General features: G+C 48.8%; 19 protein-coding genes. 1 reads left to right on the forward strand and 18 read right to left on the reverse strand.

Features of this window, described 5'->3' with window-relative positions; translation table 11 throughout:
* Positions 1-10: 10 nt before the first annotated feature.
* From K401_RS0126035 to K401_RS0126100, 14 genes are read right to left on the reverse strand one after another with little or no spacing between them, the layout of a single operon-like run.
* Positions 11-1,024, reverse strand: coding sequence for a dihydroxyacetone kinase subunit DhaK (locus K401_RS0126035; RefSeq protein ID WP_024295698.1), 1,014 nt, complete (start codon positions 1,022-1,024; stop codon positions 11-13).
* A 24-nt stretch (positions 1,025-1,048) separates the two neighbouring features.
* On the reverse strand, positions 1,049-2,215 hold the full coding sequence (locus tag K401_RS0126040; protein ID WP_024295699.1) for an iron-containing alcohol dehydrogenase: 1,167 nt from the start codon (positions 2,213-2,215) through the stop codon (positions 1,049-1,051).
* 11 nt (positions 2,216-2,226) lie between these two features.
* Positions 2,227-2,949: a CoA-transferase subunit beta gene (locus K401_RS0126045; RefSeq protein WP_024295700.1), complete on the reverse strand. Its 723-nt coding sequence runs from the start codon at positions 2,947-2,949 to the stop codon at positions 2,227-2,229.
* A 14-nt stretch (positions 2,950-2,963) separates the two neighbouring features.
* On the reverse strand, positions 2,964-3,776 hold the full coding sequence (locus tag K401_RS0126050) for a CoA transferase subunit A (protein ID WP_024295701.1): 813 nt from the start codon (positions 3,774-3,776) through the stop codon (positions 2,964-2,966).
* Between the two features lie 31 nt (positions 3,777-3,807).
* Entirely contained in the window at positions 3,808-5,142 is a 1,335-nt protein-coding gene (locus tag K401_RS0126055) for a CoA-disulfide reductase (protein ID WP_024295702.1), read from the reverse strand.
* A 13-nt stretch (positions 5,143-5,155) separates the two neighbouring features.
* A complete protein-coding gene (locus K401_RS0126060; RefSeq protein ID WP_024295703.1) occupies positions 5,156-6,274 on the reverse strand; it encodes an extracellular solute-binding protein in 1,119 nt (372 codons plus the stop codon).
* A gap of 18 nt (positions 6,275-6,292) precedes the next feature.
* Complete coding sequence (locus tag K401_RS0126065; RefSeq protein ID WP_024295704.1) at positions 6,293-6,553, reverse strand: EutN/CcmL family microcompartment protein; 261 nt, start codon at positions 6,551-6,553, stop codon at positions 6,293-6,295.
* Positions 6,550-7,206: a phosphate propanoyltransferase gene (locus K401_RS0126070; protein ID WP_024295705.1), complete on the reverse strand. Its 657-nt coding sequence runs from the start codon at positions 7,204-7,206 to the stop codon at positions 6,550-6,552. Before K401_RS0126070 ends, K401_RS0126065 begins: the two co-directional genes overlap by 4 nt.
* Before the next feature lie 36 nt (positions 7,207-7,242).
* Entirely contained in the window at positions 7,243-7,542 is a 300-nt protein-coding gene (locus K401_RS0126075) for a BMC domain-containing protein (RefSeq protein WP_024295706.1), read from the reverse strand.
* Entirely contained in the window at positions 7,543-7,902 is a 360-nt protein-coding gene (locus K401_RS0126080) for a BMC domain-containing protein (protein ID WP_024295707.1), read from the reverse strand.
* 45 nt (positions 7,903-7,947) lie between these two features.
* Entirely contained in the window at positions 7,948-8,229 is a 282-nt protein-coding gene (locus K401_RS0126085; RefSeq protein ID WP_024295708.1) for a BMC domain-containing protein, read from the reverse strand.
* A 5-nt stretch (positions 8,230-8,234) separates the two neighbouring features.
* A complete protein-coding gene (locus K401_RS0126090; RefSeq protein ID WP_024295709.1) occupies positions 8,235-8,573 on the reverse strand; it encodes a BMC domain-containing protein in 339 nt (112 codons plus the stop codon).
* 16 nt (positions 8,574-8,589) lie between these two features.
* On the reverse strand, positions 8,590-10,011 hold the full coding sequence (locus K401_RS0126095) for an aldehyde dehydrogenase family protein (RefSeq protein WP_024295710.1): 1,422 nt from the start codon (positions 10,009-10,011) through the stop codon (positions 8,590-8,592).
* A gap of 10 nt (positions 10,012-10,021) precedes the next feature.
* Positions 10,022-10,981: a class II aldolase/adducin family protein gene (locus K401_RS0126100; RefSeq protein WP_024295711.1), complete on the reverse strand. Its 960-nt coding sequence runs from the start codon at positions 10,979-10,981 to the stop codon at positions 10,022-10,024.
* Positions 10,982-11,374: 393 nt separating this feature from the next.
* Here K401_RS0126100 and K401_RS0126105 point away from each other — a divergent pair, with 393 nt between their 5' ends.
* Complete coding sequence (locus tag K401_RS0126105; RefSeq protein ID WP_024295712.1) at positions 11,375-12,142, forward strand: DeoR/GlpR family DNA-binding transcription regulator; 768 nt, start codon at positions 11,375-11,377, stop codon at positions 12,140-12,142.
* A gap of 100 nt (positions 12,143-12,242) precedes the next feature.
* On the opposite strand, the gene mtnA is transcribed toward K401_RS0126105, so the two are convergent.
* The 4 genes from mtnA to K401_RS0126125 form a co-directional block, all read right to left on the reverse strand.
* Positions 12,243-13,349, reverse strand: a complete 1,107-nt coding sequence (gene mtnA, locus K401_RS0126110) for an S-methyl-5-thioribose-1-phosphate isomerase (RefSeq protein WP_024295713.1) — start codon at positions 13,347-13,349, stop codon at positions 12,243-12,245.
* 132 nt (positions 13,350-13,481) lie between these two features.
* Positions 13,482-14,705 (reverse strand): S-methyl-5-thioribose kinase, encoded by a 1,224-nt coding sequence (mtnK, locus tag K401_RS0126115; protein WP_024295714.1) that lies wholly within the window; start codon positions 14,703-14,705, stop codon positions 13,482-13,484.
* Between the two features lie 39 nt (positions 14,706-14,744).
* Entirely contained in the window at positions 14,745-15,764 is a 1,020-nt protein-coding gene (locus K401_RS0126120) for an ABC transporter permease (RefSeq protein WP_024295715.1), read from the reverse strand.
* A gap of 1 nt (position 15,765) precedes the next feature.
* On the reverse strand, positions 15,766-17,277 hold the full coding sequence (locus tag K401_RS0126125; protein ID WP_024295716.1) for a sugar ABC transporter ATP-binding protein: 1,512 nt from the start codon (positions 17,275-17,277) through the stop codon (positions 15,766-15,768).
* Between the last annotated feature and the right edge of the window lie 15 nt (positions 17,278-17,292).

The raw sequence follows: 17,292 nt of genomic DNA on the forward strand, positions 1-17,292 counted from the left end.
AGCATGGCTTTTACACTGTTCCCTGCTTAAAGAACGGGGTATCTGCCGGAGCATCCAAATAGCCCTTTAGTTCCTCATCCATTTTCAAAAGGGAAATGGACAAGCCGGCCATTTCAATGGAAGTCACATACTCTCCTACATAATAACGGTGAACCTTAATCCCCTTCTCTTCCAGAATCTGATTGACCTTTCTTGCCACAATATACTGTTCGTCAAGAGGGGTGGCTCCCAATCCGTTTACAAGAACCGCCACCTCATCACCGGCATTGTAAGGAATATCTGCCAGAATCCGTTCCATCATCTCCGCCGTGATCTCATCTGCGCTCTCCAGCTTGCCCCGGCGGATTCCAGACTCTCCATGGATCCCCATGCCGATCTCCATCTCATCTTCTCCGATCTCAAATCCCGGATGGCCTACTCTCGGCACCGTACAGGGGGTCAGGGCCACTCCCATGGTCCTTACATTGGCAGCCGCCTTTTTGGCGATCCGCTTTACCTCCTGCAAATCCTTTCCTGCTGCAGCTGCCGCTCCGGCACACTTAAATACAAAGAAGATACCGGCTACCCCTCTTCTGGTGTTCTTCTCTCCGGGGGCTGCCTTGGGAGATGCCACATCTTCCCCTGCAACCACACTTTCCACACAAATATCCTCTTCCATATCCGCCATCTCTGCAGCCATGTCGAAATTAAAGATATCCCCGTTATAATTGCCGTAAATATAAAGAACGCCTGCTCCGGAATCAATGCTTTTTGTAACCTGAAGCATCTGCTCCGCACTGGGGGACTGGAAGACATCTCCCACAGAGCAGCCATCTAACATCCCCTTTCCCACATATCCCAGAAACAGGGGAAGATGCCCCGAACCTCCTCCGGTCGCGATTCCCACCTTTCCCTCCACCTTATTGGAGGTGACCAGGCAGCGAAGGTCGCCTGCTGTATAAGTGACATAGCCGGGATGGGCAAGATAAATCCCCTCCAGCATTTCATTTACATAGTTTTCCGGCACATTAATCAGTTTTTTCATTTATTTCCCTCTCCTTCCCATCATTTAAAGGCCATACGCTTTCCCATATACTTCTATAACTTCCCGGACCGTCGGTTTGAAGGGATTGTCCTCCATGCAGGAATCCCGCATCGCCACTTGAGCCAGATCCTTAAAATCTTCAGGATCTACCTTAAGTTCCCGTAAGTTCTGCGTAATCCCAACTTCCTTTGACAGCCGTCTGATGCAGGACACCGATTCCTTTACAGCCTCTTCCCCCGTCATTGCAGCTGCCCCGGGAAGCTTAAGCCCCTCTGCCACCTTCTTATACCGTTTGGCGGCCTCCGGCCTGCTTCCGTTAAATTCCATAACAAAGGGCAGCAAAACCGCGTTGCAGATGCCGTGCGGCAGATTCTTAAGCCCTCCCAGGGAATGGGCCATGGCATGGACCATGCCAAGACCTGCATTGGAAAAGGCCATTCCTGCGCTGTATTCTCCATAAGCCATCATCTCTCTGGCTTTCTCATTGCTTCCGTCAGACACCGCTTCCGGAAGGTATTCTCTGATCACGCCCATTGCCCAAAGGGCGTCTTTATCGGTAAAAGGGGTGGCTCTCTTTGCCACGGCCGCCTCAATGGCATGGGTCATGGCATCCATTCCTGTGGAAGCCGTAAGACCCTTTGGCATGGTCATCATCAGCTCCACATCATTGACTGCAATGGTGACCATGGAATTGGGGTCCACCATGCACATCTTGGAATGCCTTGCCGGGTCGGTCACGATATAAAAGGAGGTCACTTCGGAACCGGTGCCTGCAGTGGTATTTACCGCGACAATGGGAATCCCCGGTTTCCGGGAACGGTCCACGCCCTCGAAATCCTCCACCCTGCCGCCGTTTGCCATGACAATGCTGACCGCCTTTGCCGTGTCAATGGCAGAACCTCCTCCTACCGCCACTAAAAGATCCACCTCCAAAGCGTTTGCCGCCTCCAGGCATTCATTTACGACGTTTGTGGAAGGATTGGGTTCCACCAGATAGTAAATGGCATATTCCGCTCCGGCCTTTAAAAGGCAGGCTCCCACCTTATCTCCGGTACCATTTTTATACAGGAACGGGTCCGTAACGATAAGCCCCCGTTTAAATCCCCGTTTCTTAAGCTCAGCCGGCAGCAGTCCAATGGAGCCGCGGCCAAAAAAGCTGGTTCCTACTGCATTGATCCTTTCAAGCGCCATAAAGGGCCTCCTTAGAATTCTATATTTCTGAAATCTCCCGGATCGATCCGTTTCAGCGCGTTCAGTTCTTCCCTTGTGGGAAGGGGCGTATAGTCGATATGGGAGTATTTTATGGGGAATCCGGTATTATCCCTTACCTCTTCCAGGCTGGAAGTTGGATGAATGGTTTCCAGGACCATTTCCCCGTTTTCCATTTTAAAGATGCATAAAGGAGTGACGATCCGGTCCACGTTTCCCCTGGTAGTCACAAAATCCACCTGTTTTACAAAGGTACGTTTATCGTGCTTTGTTCTCCAGAGAATCGCCCTCTTTGCCGTTGGAATGAGAACGGCACTGCCCGCTCCTCCCGGCATCCTTACCTTTGGTTTCTTATAATCTCCAATGACCGACGCATTGACATTGCCGTGAAAATCAAACTGGATCCCGCTTAAGAATGCCATATCCAGCTCCCCTCTCATGGCCAGGTCAAATACTTCCATTAAAGGAAAATATCCTGTAGAACGCTCCAAAAGCTCCGGACCTGCACTGGTATATTTTTTAAGCCTCATTGGATCCGGGTCCACTCCTCCCGGAATATTCAAGTGCACTGCCTCAGGCGCATGAAGCGCCTTTGCCAGCAGCAGCGCGGTCATGGGCATATGGGAGGATACCCCGTGAAAGACCTTGCCGCCGTTGGGTATGAGGCGGGCCATGGCGCAGACCATAATATCACAGATTCTGTATTTTTCTTCCATCAGGCCACGCCCCCTTATCCTTTATAGTCAGACGTTTCAAATGCCTTTAAATAAGCCTTAAGGCCGTCCAAATCCTTCAGTTCTTTAAATTCCCTTAAGTTCTTTCCGTCAATATCGTAGACTCCCGGGCAGGAACAGGGCGAAGCTCCCTTAGGCACCCTGACCACCGCTTCCACCAGAAAATGGGGGATATCCGACTTTTTTAAGCTTCCTGTAAAGGAAGATCCGTGGACAATATTTTCTGTTGTCAGGATGACCTTTTTTGCTGCCCTTGAAAATAAAACATCCTCAAACAACGGTCCTGTGATCCTGGCGTTTCCTTCTTTATCCGCCTCCTGAACGTGAATCACCGCAACATCCGGCTTTATGGCCCGTACCACGGTAACCGGCTCCCTTGTAAATGGATCCTCGACCCGCACAAAATAATCATTTGCATCGATCAGATCGCTGATCACAAGTCCCTTTACCGGCATAAAGCCCACCCCATAGCTGGCAGCCCGCAGGGCAGAGATCACCGTATAGCAGGCATGTTCATTTCCTTTTACAGCTCCGCTCTCAACCGCCCTGCGGTAATGGCCTGCCAGGGAATATTCGCTCTCATAGCTGATAAAGCCGGCATCAACGCTGGAAACACAGCCTCCGAAACAGAGAATGTCCACATCCATTGCCCCAGCGGTCTTTACCAGCTTTAAATCCCTTTTATTCTGCCGGACCAGCTCCCGCACCATTGCCATGGGCGCCCGGTGGAGCACATTGCCTCCAAGACCAAGGATATCCCCGTCATGGATCCGGGCTGCCGCCTCCTGCAAAGACATGACTTTGTTCATGGTCTGACCTCACTTTCTATCCTTCACTCCATTACTTTGCCGCATTGCAGGCAATCTGGATGGCATCCCACACGCCGGAAAAAGGAGGCGCATAAATAAGATCCGTCATTCCCAGTTCTGCCGTGGTCATTCTGCTATGGATTGCCACCGCAAACACATCCGCCCGCAAAACAGCTCCTTTTTGCCCGCAAGTCTGTGCACCCAGCAGCCTTTTTGTCCCCTTTTCATAAATCAGCTTTATGGTGATGGGTGTGGGATTTGGATAATAAGCCGGATGGTCATTGGCCTCAATGACAAGGGTCTTGTAATCCCTTCCAAGGCGTTTGGCATCTGCTTCTCCCATGCCTGTGCGCCCAAGCTCCAGCCCGCACACCTTGATCGCAGCCGATCCCAGGGCGCCCAGGAACTGCTCGTGACCGCCTGCCAGATTAGCGCCTGCGATCCTTCCGCATTTGTTTGCCACCGTACCAAGGGCCAAAAAGCTGTCTTCCTCTAAGACTTCGTTATAGACAAGGATACAGTCTCCTGCCGCATACACATCAGGCAAAGAGGTTCTCATCTCCCTGTCCACGATCAATGCACCGTTTTTTCCCATGGAGATTCCCGTATCTTTTAAAAATTCCGTACAGGGTCGGACGCCTGCCGCAACGATCACTAAATCCGCCTCATAAATTCCTCTGTCTGTTTTTACCTGTTTCACATAAAGACCGTCTCCGAAAAACTCTTCTACCTTTTCTCCGGTATTAAGCTCCACTCCGGACCTTACCAGCTCTTCCTGAGCCAAGGCGGCCATCTCCTCATCAAAAGGCGCCAGAATTCTGGTTGCCGCTTCCAGGATGCGGACTTTTTTTCCAAGGTTTAAAAACGCTTCCGCACATTCCACTCCAATATATCCGCCTCCAACGATGACCACGTTCCGGATTTCAGGCAATTTGGCGTATTCCTTTAAAAAGATCCCGTCTTCCATGGATTTCAGCACATGGACCCCCATAAGCTCCTTGCCGGGAAAAGGGGGAACCACGGACGATGCCCCTGTAGCGATCATCAGTTTGTCGTATGTATCCTTAAATTCCTGACCATTTTCAAGATTTTTTACAAGAACCTCTTTTCTTTCTGCATCAACAGACAATACCTGATGGCGGAGAAAGGTATTTATTCCCATTTTGGTAAAGGTCTCCCGGGTGCGGGCGATCATTTTGCGGTAGTCATCGTTAAATCCTCCCACGTAATAAGGAAGTCCGCACGCTCCATAAGAAAGAAAACCGCCTTTTTCATAGACCGTTACTTTAGTACCCGGGTCCACCCTGCGGATTTTGGAAGCAGCGCTCATGCCCGCCGCAACTCCTCCAATTATAATAATCTTCATGTTTTCTCCCTGATCATATCATAGAGTCAATTGCCTGACCGGCCTCTCTCATAGCTTCTTGTGCCGTCTTTTTTCCGGTAAATGCCTCAAAGATTTTTTCATAAAAAACACCGTTTTTCTCCCCTGCCTTTGATAAACGGGGGAGAGGCTTTGCAAGCTCCATCATCTTTTGCTGCACCGGAAACCAGGGGCACTCCCCGGCTCCTTCCAGATAACTCCCCCTTCTTACGGGAGCTCCGCTCTTTTTTCCCACCTTTCCATCCACTTCTGGGGACCGGAGGTACTTAAGAAATTCCTCTGCAGCTTTCTTTTTCCCTGAGCTTAAGCAGATCCCAAAAGACCAGGTCACGTTCCAGGCCGTAGAAAAGGTACAAAATCCCAGATCCCACGGTTCCAGACAGCCTTTCTTAAAAACTTCCCCCATCTGACCGCTCCAGGTGACAGCCATTGCCGCTCTTTTCTCCCGGATAGCCAACGCAATTTCCCCGTTTCCGAAGGCTTCCGTGCCGTCAACTGCACAAGTTTTCAATTCCACATAAGACTGAAGCCCTTTTACCGTTTCTTCCTTCCCGCAGGCCGCTGTTCCATGAAGATCATAAGCATCTCCTCCATACATGCGGAGAAAGGGAAGTGCATCGGTAAAGATTTCAGACTGATCAGCTTTCATTGCCACTGCCTGCTTCCCGCAGGCCTCCTTGTAAGCCTTTGCCGTCTCTATGTATTCCTGGGGTGTTATGACATTTTCAAGTTCCTTTCCCAAGACCTGGTGAAGCAAGCTCTTGCGGTAAAGAATCATATGGCCGTCACAAAAGGAGGGAGACAAGTATGCCTTTCCCTTGTACCTCATTTCCTCTGCAATGACAGGAAGTATGTCTTCCTCCTCAAAATCAAGCTCAGAAAGATATCCCTTTTCTACAAAATCGCGAAGCCATAAATGGCCCGCAACCATGACAATGTCATAATCTGCTTCCCCTGCAAATGCCTTCATCATCATGGGATAGTAATCCGCCCAGGGAACGATATGGAAATCTACTCTTCCTCCATACCCCTTTAATATTCCCAGTTCTTCATCCAGATAGCCTTCTACTGCCGGATCTGCCACTGCCAAAACCTTAAGCGTTTCCTGTTCCATAAGCGTTCCCTCTCCTTCTCACTTCCCCGGCTGAGGCGGCGCATCCACGATGCCCACAATGTAGGCATCTACCGGCGCCGAACGGTCCAGCGCATATTGGGTGGTATCATCGGTGGTTACCAGTACCAGTTCCCCAATTCCTGCACCTATGGTATCGGCAGCCACAAAAATATCCTTCTTATCTCCATAGTAAGGCTCTACCAAAAGAAGCTTGAACCCAACCAGGCTTTTGCATTTTCTCGTGGAAACCACTGTTCCCATTATTGTTCCTAATATCACCTAGCCTCTTCCTTTCTAATGGTCACCCACTGTCCCTGTTTCAGCTGGAATGCATTGGCGTCATCTGTATCCACATGGAAATCCAGCTTACTGTCACGGGTGACACGGATCAGCACCTGACCCAGTTCACCGCCTTTTGGTCCATTGACCACAACGCTTACCCGATCCTGATCCAATACCCCGAACCACCGGGCATCTTCCGGCGTCATGTGGATATGGCGGTCCGCAATGATGACTCCCTCTGTCAGAAGCACCTCTCCTTTTGGCCCTTTTAACAGTATTCCGGGAGTTCCCTTTAAGTCTCCTGACGATCTTACGGCTGGCTGTATTCCCAGAACTCTGCAGTCACTGGAAGCCACTTCCACCTGGCTCTGCTTTCTCTCCGGCCCAAGAATCCTCACCTTAGGAAGGGTTCCCGCCGGGCCGCAGACAGCCACCTGTTCTTCACAGGCGAACTGGCCCGGCTGGCTTAAAGCCTTACTGGGAGTCAGCCGGTAACCGGTTCCAAAAAGCATTTCCACATGTTCTCTGGACAAATGCACATGCCTTGCCGAGATTCCTACAGGAACCTGAAAGGGCCGTGTACTCAGTCTCTTCCAGTTTTCCAGGACCAGTGAGGTTACCTTTTGAATCAGTTCTTCCCTGTTTTCCATTGTAAGCCTCCGCCCTCAGTCAATTTCCTGTTCTTCCTATTTAAGAAACGGAAGGATTCCGCCTATGGAATTATGGGGTCTTGGAATCACATGAACCGCTACTACCTCTCCCACTCTGGAGGCTGCTTCCTCTCCTGCTTCCACTGCCGCCTTGACGGCTCCCACATCTCCCTGGACCATGACGGATACCAGTCCTGAGCCTATCTTCTCGGTCCCTACCATTTCAACATCCGCTGCCTTCAACATGGCGTCTGCCGCCTCGATGGAGGCCGTAAGTCCCCTTGTCTCGATCATTCCCAATGCTAACATTCCCTTTTTTACTGCCGCCTCTGCCATTTAATTTTCCTCCTTATTCCTGCGTTGTTCTTCCTCTGCTTCTGCAGAATCCTTTTCGCTCTCATGCCTGTCTATCATATTTAAAAGTTTCAACACTTCCGGATGAGGGTTTTCGATGGAAACGGACACCTTCACATTCTCGTCTCCCACCATCCTCCCGGCCTCTCTGGCCGCTTCCACGGCGGCACGGACCGCGGAGGTCTCACCCGCCAATACCGTGTGGCACATCCTGCCTCCCAGCTTCTTGTGGCAGCTTACGATCTCCACTTCAGCCGCCTTTAAAGCCTGGTCCACCACCACAACGGTATTTGCATAATAATTAACTTCTAAAACCCCTATGGCGTTTCGGTTCGTTTTCATGACGCCCACCTTTGCTGATGCCTGTTATTAGAAAGCTGCTTCCCTTTACCCTTTGACTTTCGGCAAAATCTTGGCAATGTCCTGGTGGGGCCTTGGGATCACATGGACTGCCACCAGCTCACCCACTCTGGAAGCCGCCTCACTGCCTGCCTCGGTGGCCGCTTTCACCGCGCCTACCTCTCCGGTTACAATAACGGTTACAAGGCCGGAGCCGATCTTCTCGGTCCCCACAAGCTCAACGTCCGCTGCCTTTAACATTGCATCTGCCGCTTCGATGGATGCGGTCAACCCCCTTGTTTCAATTAATCCAATTGATGTAGATGCCATTTTTGCTACCTCCTGAAATTTTCAATATTTTCTTCCACAAGATCTACCTTTGTGATATGAGACAATGCCCTTGTTCCTTCATATGGTTTTTCGATCATCTCTACCAGGACCTCTTCCGGCCTGTTGATCTTAAGAGCCGCCCTTTTTGCCACTTCGCAGGCTTCTTTTACATCGTCAATCCCGCCTTCAAACTTCACCTGGGCCGTAAGGGGAATGAATGCAGTTGCATCCTTGGGATTAATGGTATCAATACCGATGATCCTCACATTCGCCGCCTTACATGCCTTATCCATGGCATAGAGAACAGCCCCATATCCTGCACATTCCAAAAAGCCGATGGCCATATGTACCTTCCCCTCTCTAGATGATCCGCAAGCCACCCTCTGCCAGCATGCATCTGCGTCTTCTTGTAAAGCTTCTTGCACAGGTAAGCCCTTCTCCGGTAGGACCTGCAATGGTCATGGTCGTATGACCCTCTCCGCCGATCCCCACTCCTTTTAAGGTCGAACCATTCTTCGTAAAAATGGTGGTCTCGATTATTTTTCCGAATTTCGTCATGTTCTCAACATTCCTGGAAAACATGGAAGCAGTATGGCGGTTTCCTGACTCCGCTGCTAACGCACTCTCCACACATTCCTCAAAGGTCCTTAAACGCACAATGGGAAGGATGGGCATTAACTGCTCTACCATGACAAATGGATGGCTCCTGTCTGTCTCACAGATCAGAAGGCGGACATCCTTATGGCCGGAAACCCCTATTGCCTCCAAAAACTGGCCCGCATCCTTTCCCACCCATTTTTTATTCACTTCATAGCTGCCGTTTTTTTCAACCATGGCAAACTTAAGGATCTCGCTTAATTCCAGGGAACTAAGCAAGTACGCGCCTTCCTTTATAAGCTTGTTCACCAGCTCATCAGCAGCCCGTTCCATGACAAAGACTTCCTTCTCCGCCAGGCACAGGATATTGTTGTCAAAGGAAGCTCCCCGGTAAATCTCTCTTGCCGCCAGGCTGACATCTGCCGTATCGTCCACAATGACCGGCGGGTTTCCCGCACCCGCTCCAATGGTCTTCTTTCCGGAACGCAGCAGGGCATTTACCATGGGCATTCCTCCTGTACCCACCATGAGCCGGATCCTGGGATCAGACGTCAATTTGCTTACCGCTTCCATGTCAGGCTCTTTCTGCATGGTGATGAGGCTTGCCGGGCCTCCGTTTTCCACAATGGCCTGATGAAGAATCTTTAAGCAATGGGCGCAGCACCTTTTCGCACCCGGATGGACATTAAATACAACAGAATTCCCTCCTGCTATCATGCTGATGGTGTTATTGATGATGGTCTCCGTAGGATTGGTGGAGGGCGTGATGGCTCCGATTACCCCAAAAGGAGCATATTCCTCGATCATCAGCCCTCCGTCACCGGAAATGGCCTCCGTAGTCAGGCACTCCACGCCAGGAGTCTTTTCAATAACAGCCATATGCTTCTGGATCTTGTCTTCAAACCGCCCCATGCCGGTTTCTTCCCAAACCATCTTAGCCAGGGATTCTGCATGGCTTTTTGCCGTCACCCGGATGGCCTCAATGATCCTGCGTCTGTCTTCTACCCGGTAATGCTCTACCCACTCCCGTTGGGCTGCGTATGCCGCTTCAATGGCATCCTCCACCCGTTCAAATACCCCGTCTTCACTCCGGGAGGGGGTATAAGAAGGCTTTATGCCCCTGCTTTCTATTCCTGCAAGCACTTCCCTTACAATCAGTTCTATCTCTTTTGCCCCAATTTCCATGATCTGCCTCCTAGTTTAGCTGCTCTATCACTCTTCTCACCACTTCGGCTATGATTTCCTCCTTTGCCTTGCCTAAGATCTCCGCCTCCACAGGCTTTTGTTCCTCTGAGGCCATAATCTGCCGTGTCACACCGGTACAGCCGCAGCCTGATGGAGCCAGATTCTCTCCCGGCCTTACAATGGAAGTCACCCCTTTTAATACAGGCTCAGTCCCTGTCCGCTCTGCCTGACGGACATTTGCAGCTGAAACCACATCCTGCATATTGGTTTCCTCCAGGCTGCAGGGAGGAATTCCGCCTGCTGTGATGCCAAGCTTATGCCGGATATCCAAAAGCTTATTTACCTGGTCACAGGAAAGAAGATTCTGGCGCCCGATGATGTTGCCCGTATACATCAATATAGTCGCATAATATTCAATGGATTCCAACCTGTAAAATGCCTGGTAAATATCTTTCCCCCAGGTCAGTGCTCCATGGTTTGCAAGAAGCACGCCATTGTGGGTGTTCACAAAGGGGGCAATGGAATCCGGAACTTCATCCGTGCCAGGCGTCGCGTATTTTGCAACCGGTATGGATCCAAGCCCCAGCACCGCTTCCGTAAGGACCGCGGCATCCAGGCTGATCCCTGCAATGGCGAAGCTGGTGGCAACTAAGGGGTGGGCGTGGGTGACTGCCTGCACATCCGGGTTTTCCTTATAAACCCGCAAATGCATTTTTACTTCTGAGGAGGGTTTCCATCTTCCCATCAGCACTTTTCCGTTTAAATCCATTTTCACCAGCATATCCTGGGTCATAAATCCCTTTGATACCCCGGTGGGCGTCGTCCAGATGGTGTTCGGCCCTACCTTACAGCTGATGTTTCCATCATTTGAGGCTACAAAGCCTTTGTCGTACATACGTCTGCCGATGTCCAAAATTGCCTTTTTGGCCTCAAAATCAGACATGTACTTTACGCCTTGAACTGTCATCATATCTTTACCTCCAAAGTCCAAACAACTACATGTTCTTTCTGTCCGAACCTTCCTCTTTTATACTGTATTTGTACCATTTTTATGTCTGTTTGTCAATATTTCATGTTGTTTTATTTTTGATTTTACTGTTTTATCTTTATTTCATCCTTTTCTTCTTTACATTTATTTAAAATAATTATACAATATACTTATATACCACCTGATTTCTATGGTTTTATATTGTATTTTATTTGTCAAGCGGATTTAACAATGACCAAGAGGCAGATCCTCCGCTTCCACACTTCCTCACAGCGCGCCCCGCTTCACCGGGCATAACCGAATGGCAGCCTTTGCTGCCTGTTCACTTGATTCGGTTAAATTAACATTTATTGCCATAAAGAAAGGAATATGCCTATGTTAGCAGTAACAAGGAAAGCCAGAATCAAAGATATTATTTTAGAAAAGAAAAGTGTTACGGTAACCGAACTTTCCAAAATTTTCTCCGTAACCGAGGAAACCATCCGGCGGGATTTAAAGCAATTAGAGGATGACGGGTTCCTGACCAGAACATACGGCGGTGCATTTATACAAGACGGGGTTGAGAATAACGTAGATTTAACGATCCGGGAAACCGCATATATGGAGAGTAAGCAGTCCATTGCGAAAAAATGCCTGTCAATCATCCATAACGGAGACTCCATTTTCCTGGATGCTTCTACCACGGCCCTTCAGCTGGCAAAGGCCTTACAGGGAATGCGCCTTACCGTAGTAACAAACTCCCTGCTGATCATCAATGAGCTGTATGACAAAGAGGACATCCGCCTCATTTCCATCGGAGGCTCCTATACACCCCGGGACAAAGCTTTTGTGGGAAATACCGCCCTTAAAAATCTGGAATCTTTTTATCTGGACAAGACCTTTATGTCCTGCCGGAGCGTTTCCAAGGAACACGGTATCACCGATTCCAATGAAGCCATTGCCGCCATACGCCAGATGCTGATGACCAGGAGCAATCACGTCTATCTCATTGCAGACCACTCCAAATTTGATAAGACCTCATTTATCCGGATATCCGGCTTTGAGACCATCACAGGGCTGGTTACTGACAAACGGATGGACGACCAGTGGAGAGAATATCTTTCAAAAAATAATGTGGAGCTTTACGAAGCAGCGGAAATATAGTCTGATTTTGGCAAGAGGATGTCTCAGTTTCTTTGAGACATCCTCTTTTCATATGCCAAGCTCAGCTTTTTCCTTCACAATCCGGCGGATATACTGAAGCTCACACTTTCTTTGCTTTCAGGGCCTCTTCCTTTTTCCTGAATATTTCCTTTAATGATTCTGTATAAGGTGCTCTGGCGATCCCGTACTCTGTTACGATCCCTGCGATCAGATCATTGTCTGTCACATCAAATGCAGGATTAAATACCTTTACACCTTCCGGGGCCATCCTTTTTTTATACCACATTTCCACCACTTCCTCTGCCGGACGCTCTTCAATGTGGATCTCCTTGCCCGTAGGAGTGTTTAAATCAATGGTAGAAGTAGGGGCGCAAATATACATGGGCACACCGTACCGTTTGGCGGCCAGGGCCACCATGGAGGTTCCGATCTTGTTCGCCGTATCCCCATTTGCTGCCACCCGGTCACAGCCTACAAAAACAGCATCAACCCAGCCGTTTCTCATTACCGTGGCAGACATATTGTCACAGATCACGGTGACATCAAGGCCTGATTCCTTTAATTCAAAAGAGGTCAGCCTTGCGCCCTGAAGAAGAGGTCTGGTCTCATCGGAAAAGATGCGGAAGCCATACCCTTTTTCCTGTCCTAAATACATGGGAGCCGTCGCTGTTCCGTACTTTACCGTTGCCAGCTGTCCGGCATTGCAGTGGGTCAGAAGGCCGTCCCCCGGCTTTACGAGAGATAAGCCGTATTCCCCGATCATCCTGCAGACCCAGATATCCTCTTCCCGTATCTCCACAGCCTCTTTATGGAGAAGCTCTACGATTTCAGGGATTGTTTTTTCTTTGTTTTTTAAAACTACCTGTTCCATCCGTTTAAGCGCCCACGACAAGTTGACAGCAGTGGGACGTGCGGAGTCAAGATAGTCCTTTGCCTTTTGAAATTCTGCATAAAACTCATCAAAGCCATCCGCCTTGATCTCTCTTGCTGCCAGATAAATGCCGATAGCCGCTGCCACACCGATGGCAGGAGCTCCTCTTACCTGTAATAAATAGATTGCATTCCAAATATCCTCCTGTTTTGTCAGGGAAAGGATTTCCGTATGATACGGAAGCTGTGTCTGGTCAATGATCACCAGGGCGTTCTTTTCTTCGTCAAGAGCCACAGTGTCATAGTCCATGATGGATTTTTTTGTTTCTTCGCTCATTTCTGCCTCCTGATGAATCAAGCGGATGTACCTGCATATCCAGTTGACTCGCTAATTCAAGGTTGAAGGGTGTTTTCTCTTTCAACCTTATCCCCTTCTTATCTTTCCGGCTCACGATCCTCATTGCCGGCCTTAAAACTTGCCTGTTGCTTCTTTTATTGCATTTAAGTAATCTGCTCCGCAACGGAAGCTGCGGCGGTTCATTATATAATTCTTTGCCAGAGTGATGATGATTTTTTCGGCTCTTGCCCGTTTTTCCTCATCAGAAATTGTGGTAATATCAATTACATTGGCCATTCCCACGGTCCGGCGGATGGATTCAAGCCCTGCCACACCGGCGGTGTCGGAGAGAATTCCTTCCAGATACCACTCCTTAAATCCAGGGACCTTTGCCATGGTTTCTGTTACATGTTCATCAAACACCTGGTTGTATTTTTCAATGAATAAGTCCACGATGTCGGAGATGGTGCGTAAGCACCAGCCGCAGAACTCTTCTTTTTCTTTTTCATCCTCTATGGTGGCATCGCCGTTGCACCATGCAAAAAACATATTTGCAATGACATTGCCGATGTCATAGCCCATGGGGCCGAAGAAGGCGAATTCCGGGTCAAAGATATAAGTATGCTCTTTATTGATAAATACGGATCCGGTATGTAAATCTCCATGAATCAAGGACTGGGCATTGTTCATGAATTCGAATTTCAGCTTGGCAGCCTCCAGATGCAGGGCCTGATCCTCGTATAATTCCTTTTTTACAAAATCTGCGTTAGGAGGAAATACATTGTTCCTGTGGTTGTAATCGATAAATGGCTCACTGTATACAAGGTCCTCCGAAATCTCACAAAGGTCCGGATTAATAAAGCTTTTGACCAGCTCCTTTTTCTCCTTGTGCCCCATAACAACATCCGTTGTGCGCAGAAGGGAATTTACCATGAACGTTGTCACATGGTCTGCGAACTTTGGATAGATCTCATGTTTTAACAGGCCGGTACGCATCATGGTATGACCAGTCATATCTTCCATGACCATGGCACACATGGTTCCGTCATATAAATAAACCTTTGGAACAAGCCCCGGCGCATAGGAATCCTGGATCCCCAGGATCTTTGCTTCGATTCTTCCTCTGTCTGTGGAAACATGCATTTCTGCTGAAATACGAAGCGCCTCTCCTGCCTGCTTGACGATGATGGATTTACCGCTTGCCGGATCCTTCACACGGAACACGTAATTTAAGTTTCCGTCTCCGATCTCTTTGCATTCCAGCCTGGCATCCTCATCAAAATAGGTGAGCTTCTCCTGAACATAACCCGGTACTTCTTCCGCTTTCATCAAAAAATAACTGTCGTATTTAGACATTCCTGTCACCTTCCCCTGATCATTTTAATGCTTCTGTTATTAGTTTACATTTTTTGTCTTGCCGCTTGCATAGGTCATGGCAAGGGCAATGGCAAGAACAGCTCCCTTAATGATGTTCATGGCATAATACGGCACGGACATCATGATAAGACCGTTTTCCAGCATACCCACAAGCACCGCTCCCGCAAAGGTGCCGAATGCATTGGCTTTTCCTGCGCCCAATACAGAAAACCCGATATAAGCCGCACATACGGAAGGCATTAAGTATGCGTCACCTGCTGAAATCTGGGCCGTTCCCACACGGGCCGCAAGACAGATTCCGCCGATGGATGCAAAGATGGCTGACAAAAAGTATGCCAGTATCTTATACCTTGCTACCGGAATTCCGGAAAGCTGGGCAGCCTCAGGATTTCCTCCTACCGCATACATGTATCTGCCGTGTTTTGTATAATTCAAGAAAAAGTATGCAAACAGAACCACACAGATCATGATGATGATCAGCCACGGTTCCTTTCCCAATGCCCGGAAGGCTTCAGGAACAAGACCGGGAGCCTGGGTCCCATCGGCACGGGTCATGCGTTCGGTGATTGCACCGCCCTTGGAATAGGTCATGGAAACTCCCTGATACATAAACATTACGGAAAGTGCCGCAACCATATCCGGTATCTTGAATTTAACGATCAAAATGCTGTTGATGACTGCAACGCTTAAGCAAATGAGCACCGTAAGGATGATGGAAACACCGATATTAATATTGTGCCATACAAAGCATGTCATAACAAAAACGTTGGCAAACTGGGCCGTAGCTCCAATGGAAAGATCCATGCCGTTTACCGCCAGGGCAAACGTAAGCCCGATTGCAATGATGGTGGTAATGGATACCGCACGAAGGATGGTGATCATATTAGACTGGGTCAGAAACATGCTCGCTCCCGTATCCTTACTCCAGTTTCCGAATGTGAACAGGATGAACATGATGAGCATCGTTGCGATGGTACCCCATTTTGTCACAAAATCCCCGACGTTCCTTTTCTTTTTTACCTTCTCTGCCCCAGACATATCATTTACCTCCTGTCGAATAATAAAGCAGTTCTTTTTCGTTTGTATCCGCTGAGTTTAATTCTTTGATGATTTCTCCGTCATACATCACATAGATGCGGTCGCAGATACTTAATATTTCCTGGAATTCGCAGGTGGCATATATAACACCTTTTCCCTTAGCTGCCAGGCCTTCAATCAGCTCGTACATGTCCTGCTTGGCACCCACATCGATTCCCTTGGTAGGCTCATCGAAAATATAGACCTCTGAATCCTTGTTAAGCCATTTTCCCACGACCACCTTCTGCTGGTTTCCGCCGGACAGCAGCGCAACGATCTGATTTTCCGATGGCGTCTTGATCCCAAGGCCCCGTATCATATTTCTGGCATCGTCCTTTTCTTTCTTTTTATTCACCACAGAGAGCCAGCCCGTATATTTTTCCATGGCAGCTACGGAGATATTGGATACAACCGGATCCGTGATCAGGACGCCTTCTTTTCTCCTCTCCTCCGGCACCAGTGCCAGCCCATGCTTCACAGCCTGAGTCGGCCCTTTTGCCTTGATCACTTTTCCGTTAAGCTTCATGGTGCCGCCTGCCTGCTGGTAAGCAGAAAACAAAGTCTTGCAAAGCTCTGTCTTTCCTGCACCCACCAGACCTGCCACTCCCACAATTTCTCCTTTGCAGACGGTCATGTTGATATTCTTTACTTTTCCTTCTTTTTCCATAAGGCTTTCTATCTCAAGCAACGGCCCGCCGATCTCGCACTTTTTCTTGATGTAATTATCCTCATAGCTGCGGCCTAACATATATTCCACAAGAGTGTTCACTTCCAGTTCCTTAGAAAGCGGCAGATTGGTCACCAGTTTGCCGTCTCTCATTATGGTAATACTTTCACAGATTTCGTAAAGCTCACTTAAGCGGTGGGAAATAAACACCACTCCCACATTCTCTTTTGCCAGTTCCCGCACCACCCGGAACAATTCCAGAGTCTCGGAATTGGAAAGAGGGGCTGTCGGCTCATCTAAAATCAGGAACCTGCACTTTTCCGCCACGCATCTGGCAATGAGAACCATTTGCTTTTGTGCCAAAGTAAGTCCTGATACCTGTTTATTAATATCTACATCTACATTTAGTTTTTTTAATACCGTTTCTGCTGCCTGCCTGATTTCTTTCCAGTGTACGATCTGTTTGTGCCCCATTTTGTTGACCAGGGTGTTGAACATGACATTCTCAGCCACAGACAGATAGGGAATCAGTGCGGTGTCGACCTCCTGAAACACGATTTCTATTCCAAGATTTTTTGCGTCTTTGGGGCACCGGATTTCCACCGGTTCCCCTCCAACGTAAATTTGTCCTGTATAATGCGTATTGACACCGGCAAGCACTTTCATCAAGGTGGACTTACCTGCGCCATTTGCACCCACGAGCGCATGAATCGTACCACTTTCCAGACTAAAATCAACTCCATCCAAAGCCTTAACTCCAGGAAATTCGATGGATATATCTTTCATTTCAAGATTTACTTTGGTCATGGCATCTCTTCCTTA

It is taken from the genome of Lacrimispora indolis DSM 755, from assembly GCF_000526995.1.
Classification (GTDB): domain Bacteria; phylum Bacillota; class Clostridia; order Lachnospirales; family Lachnospiraceae; genus Lacrimispora; species Lacrimispora indolis.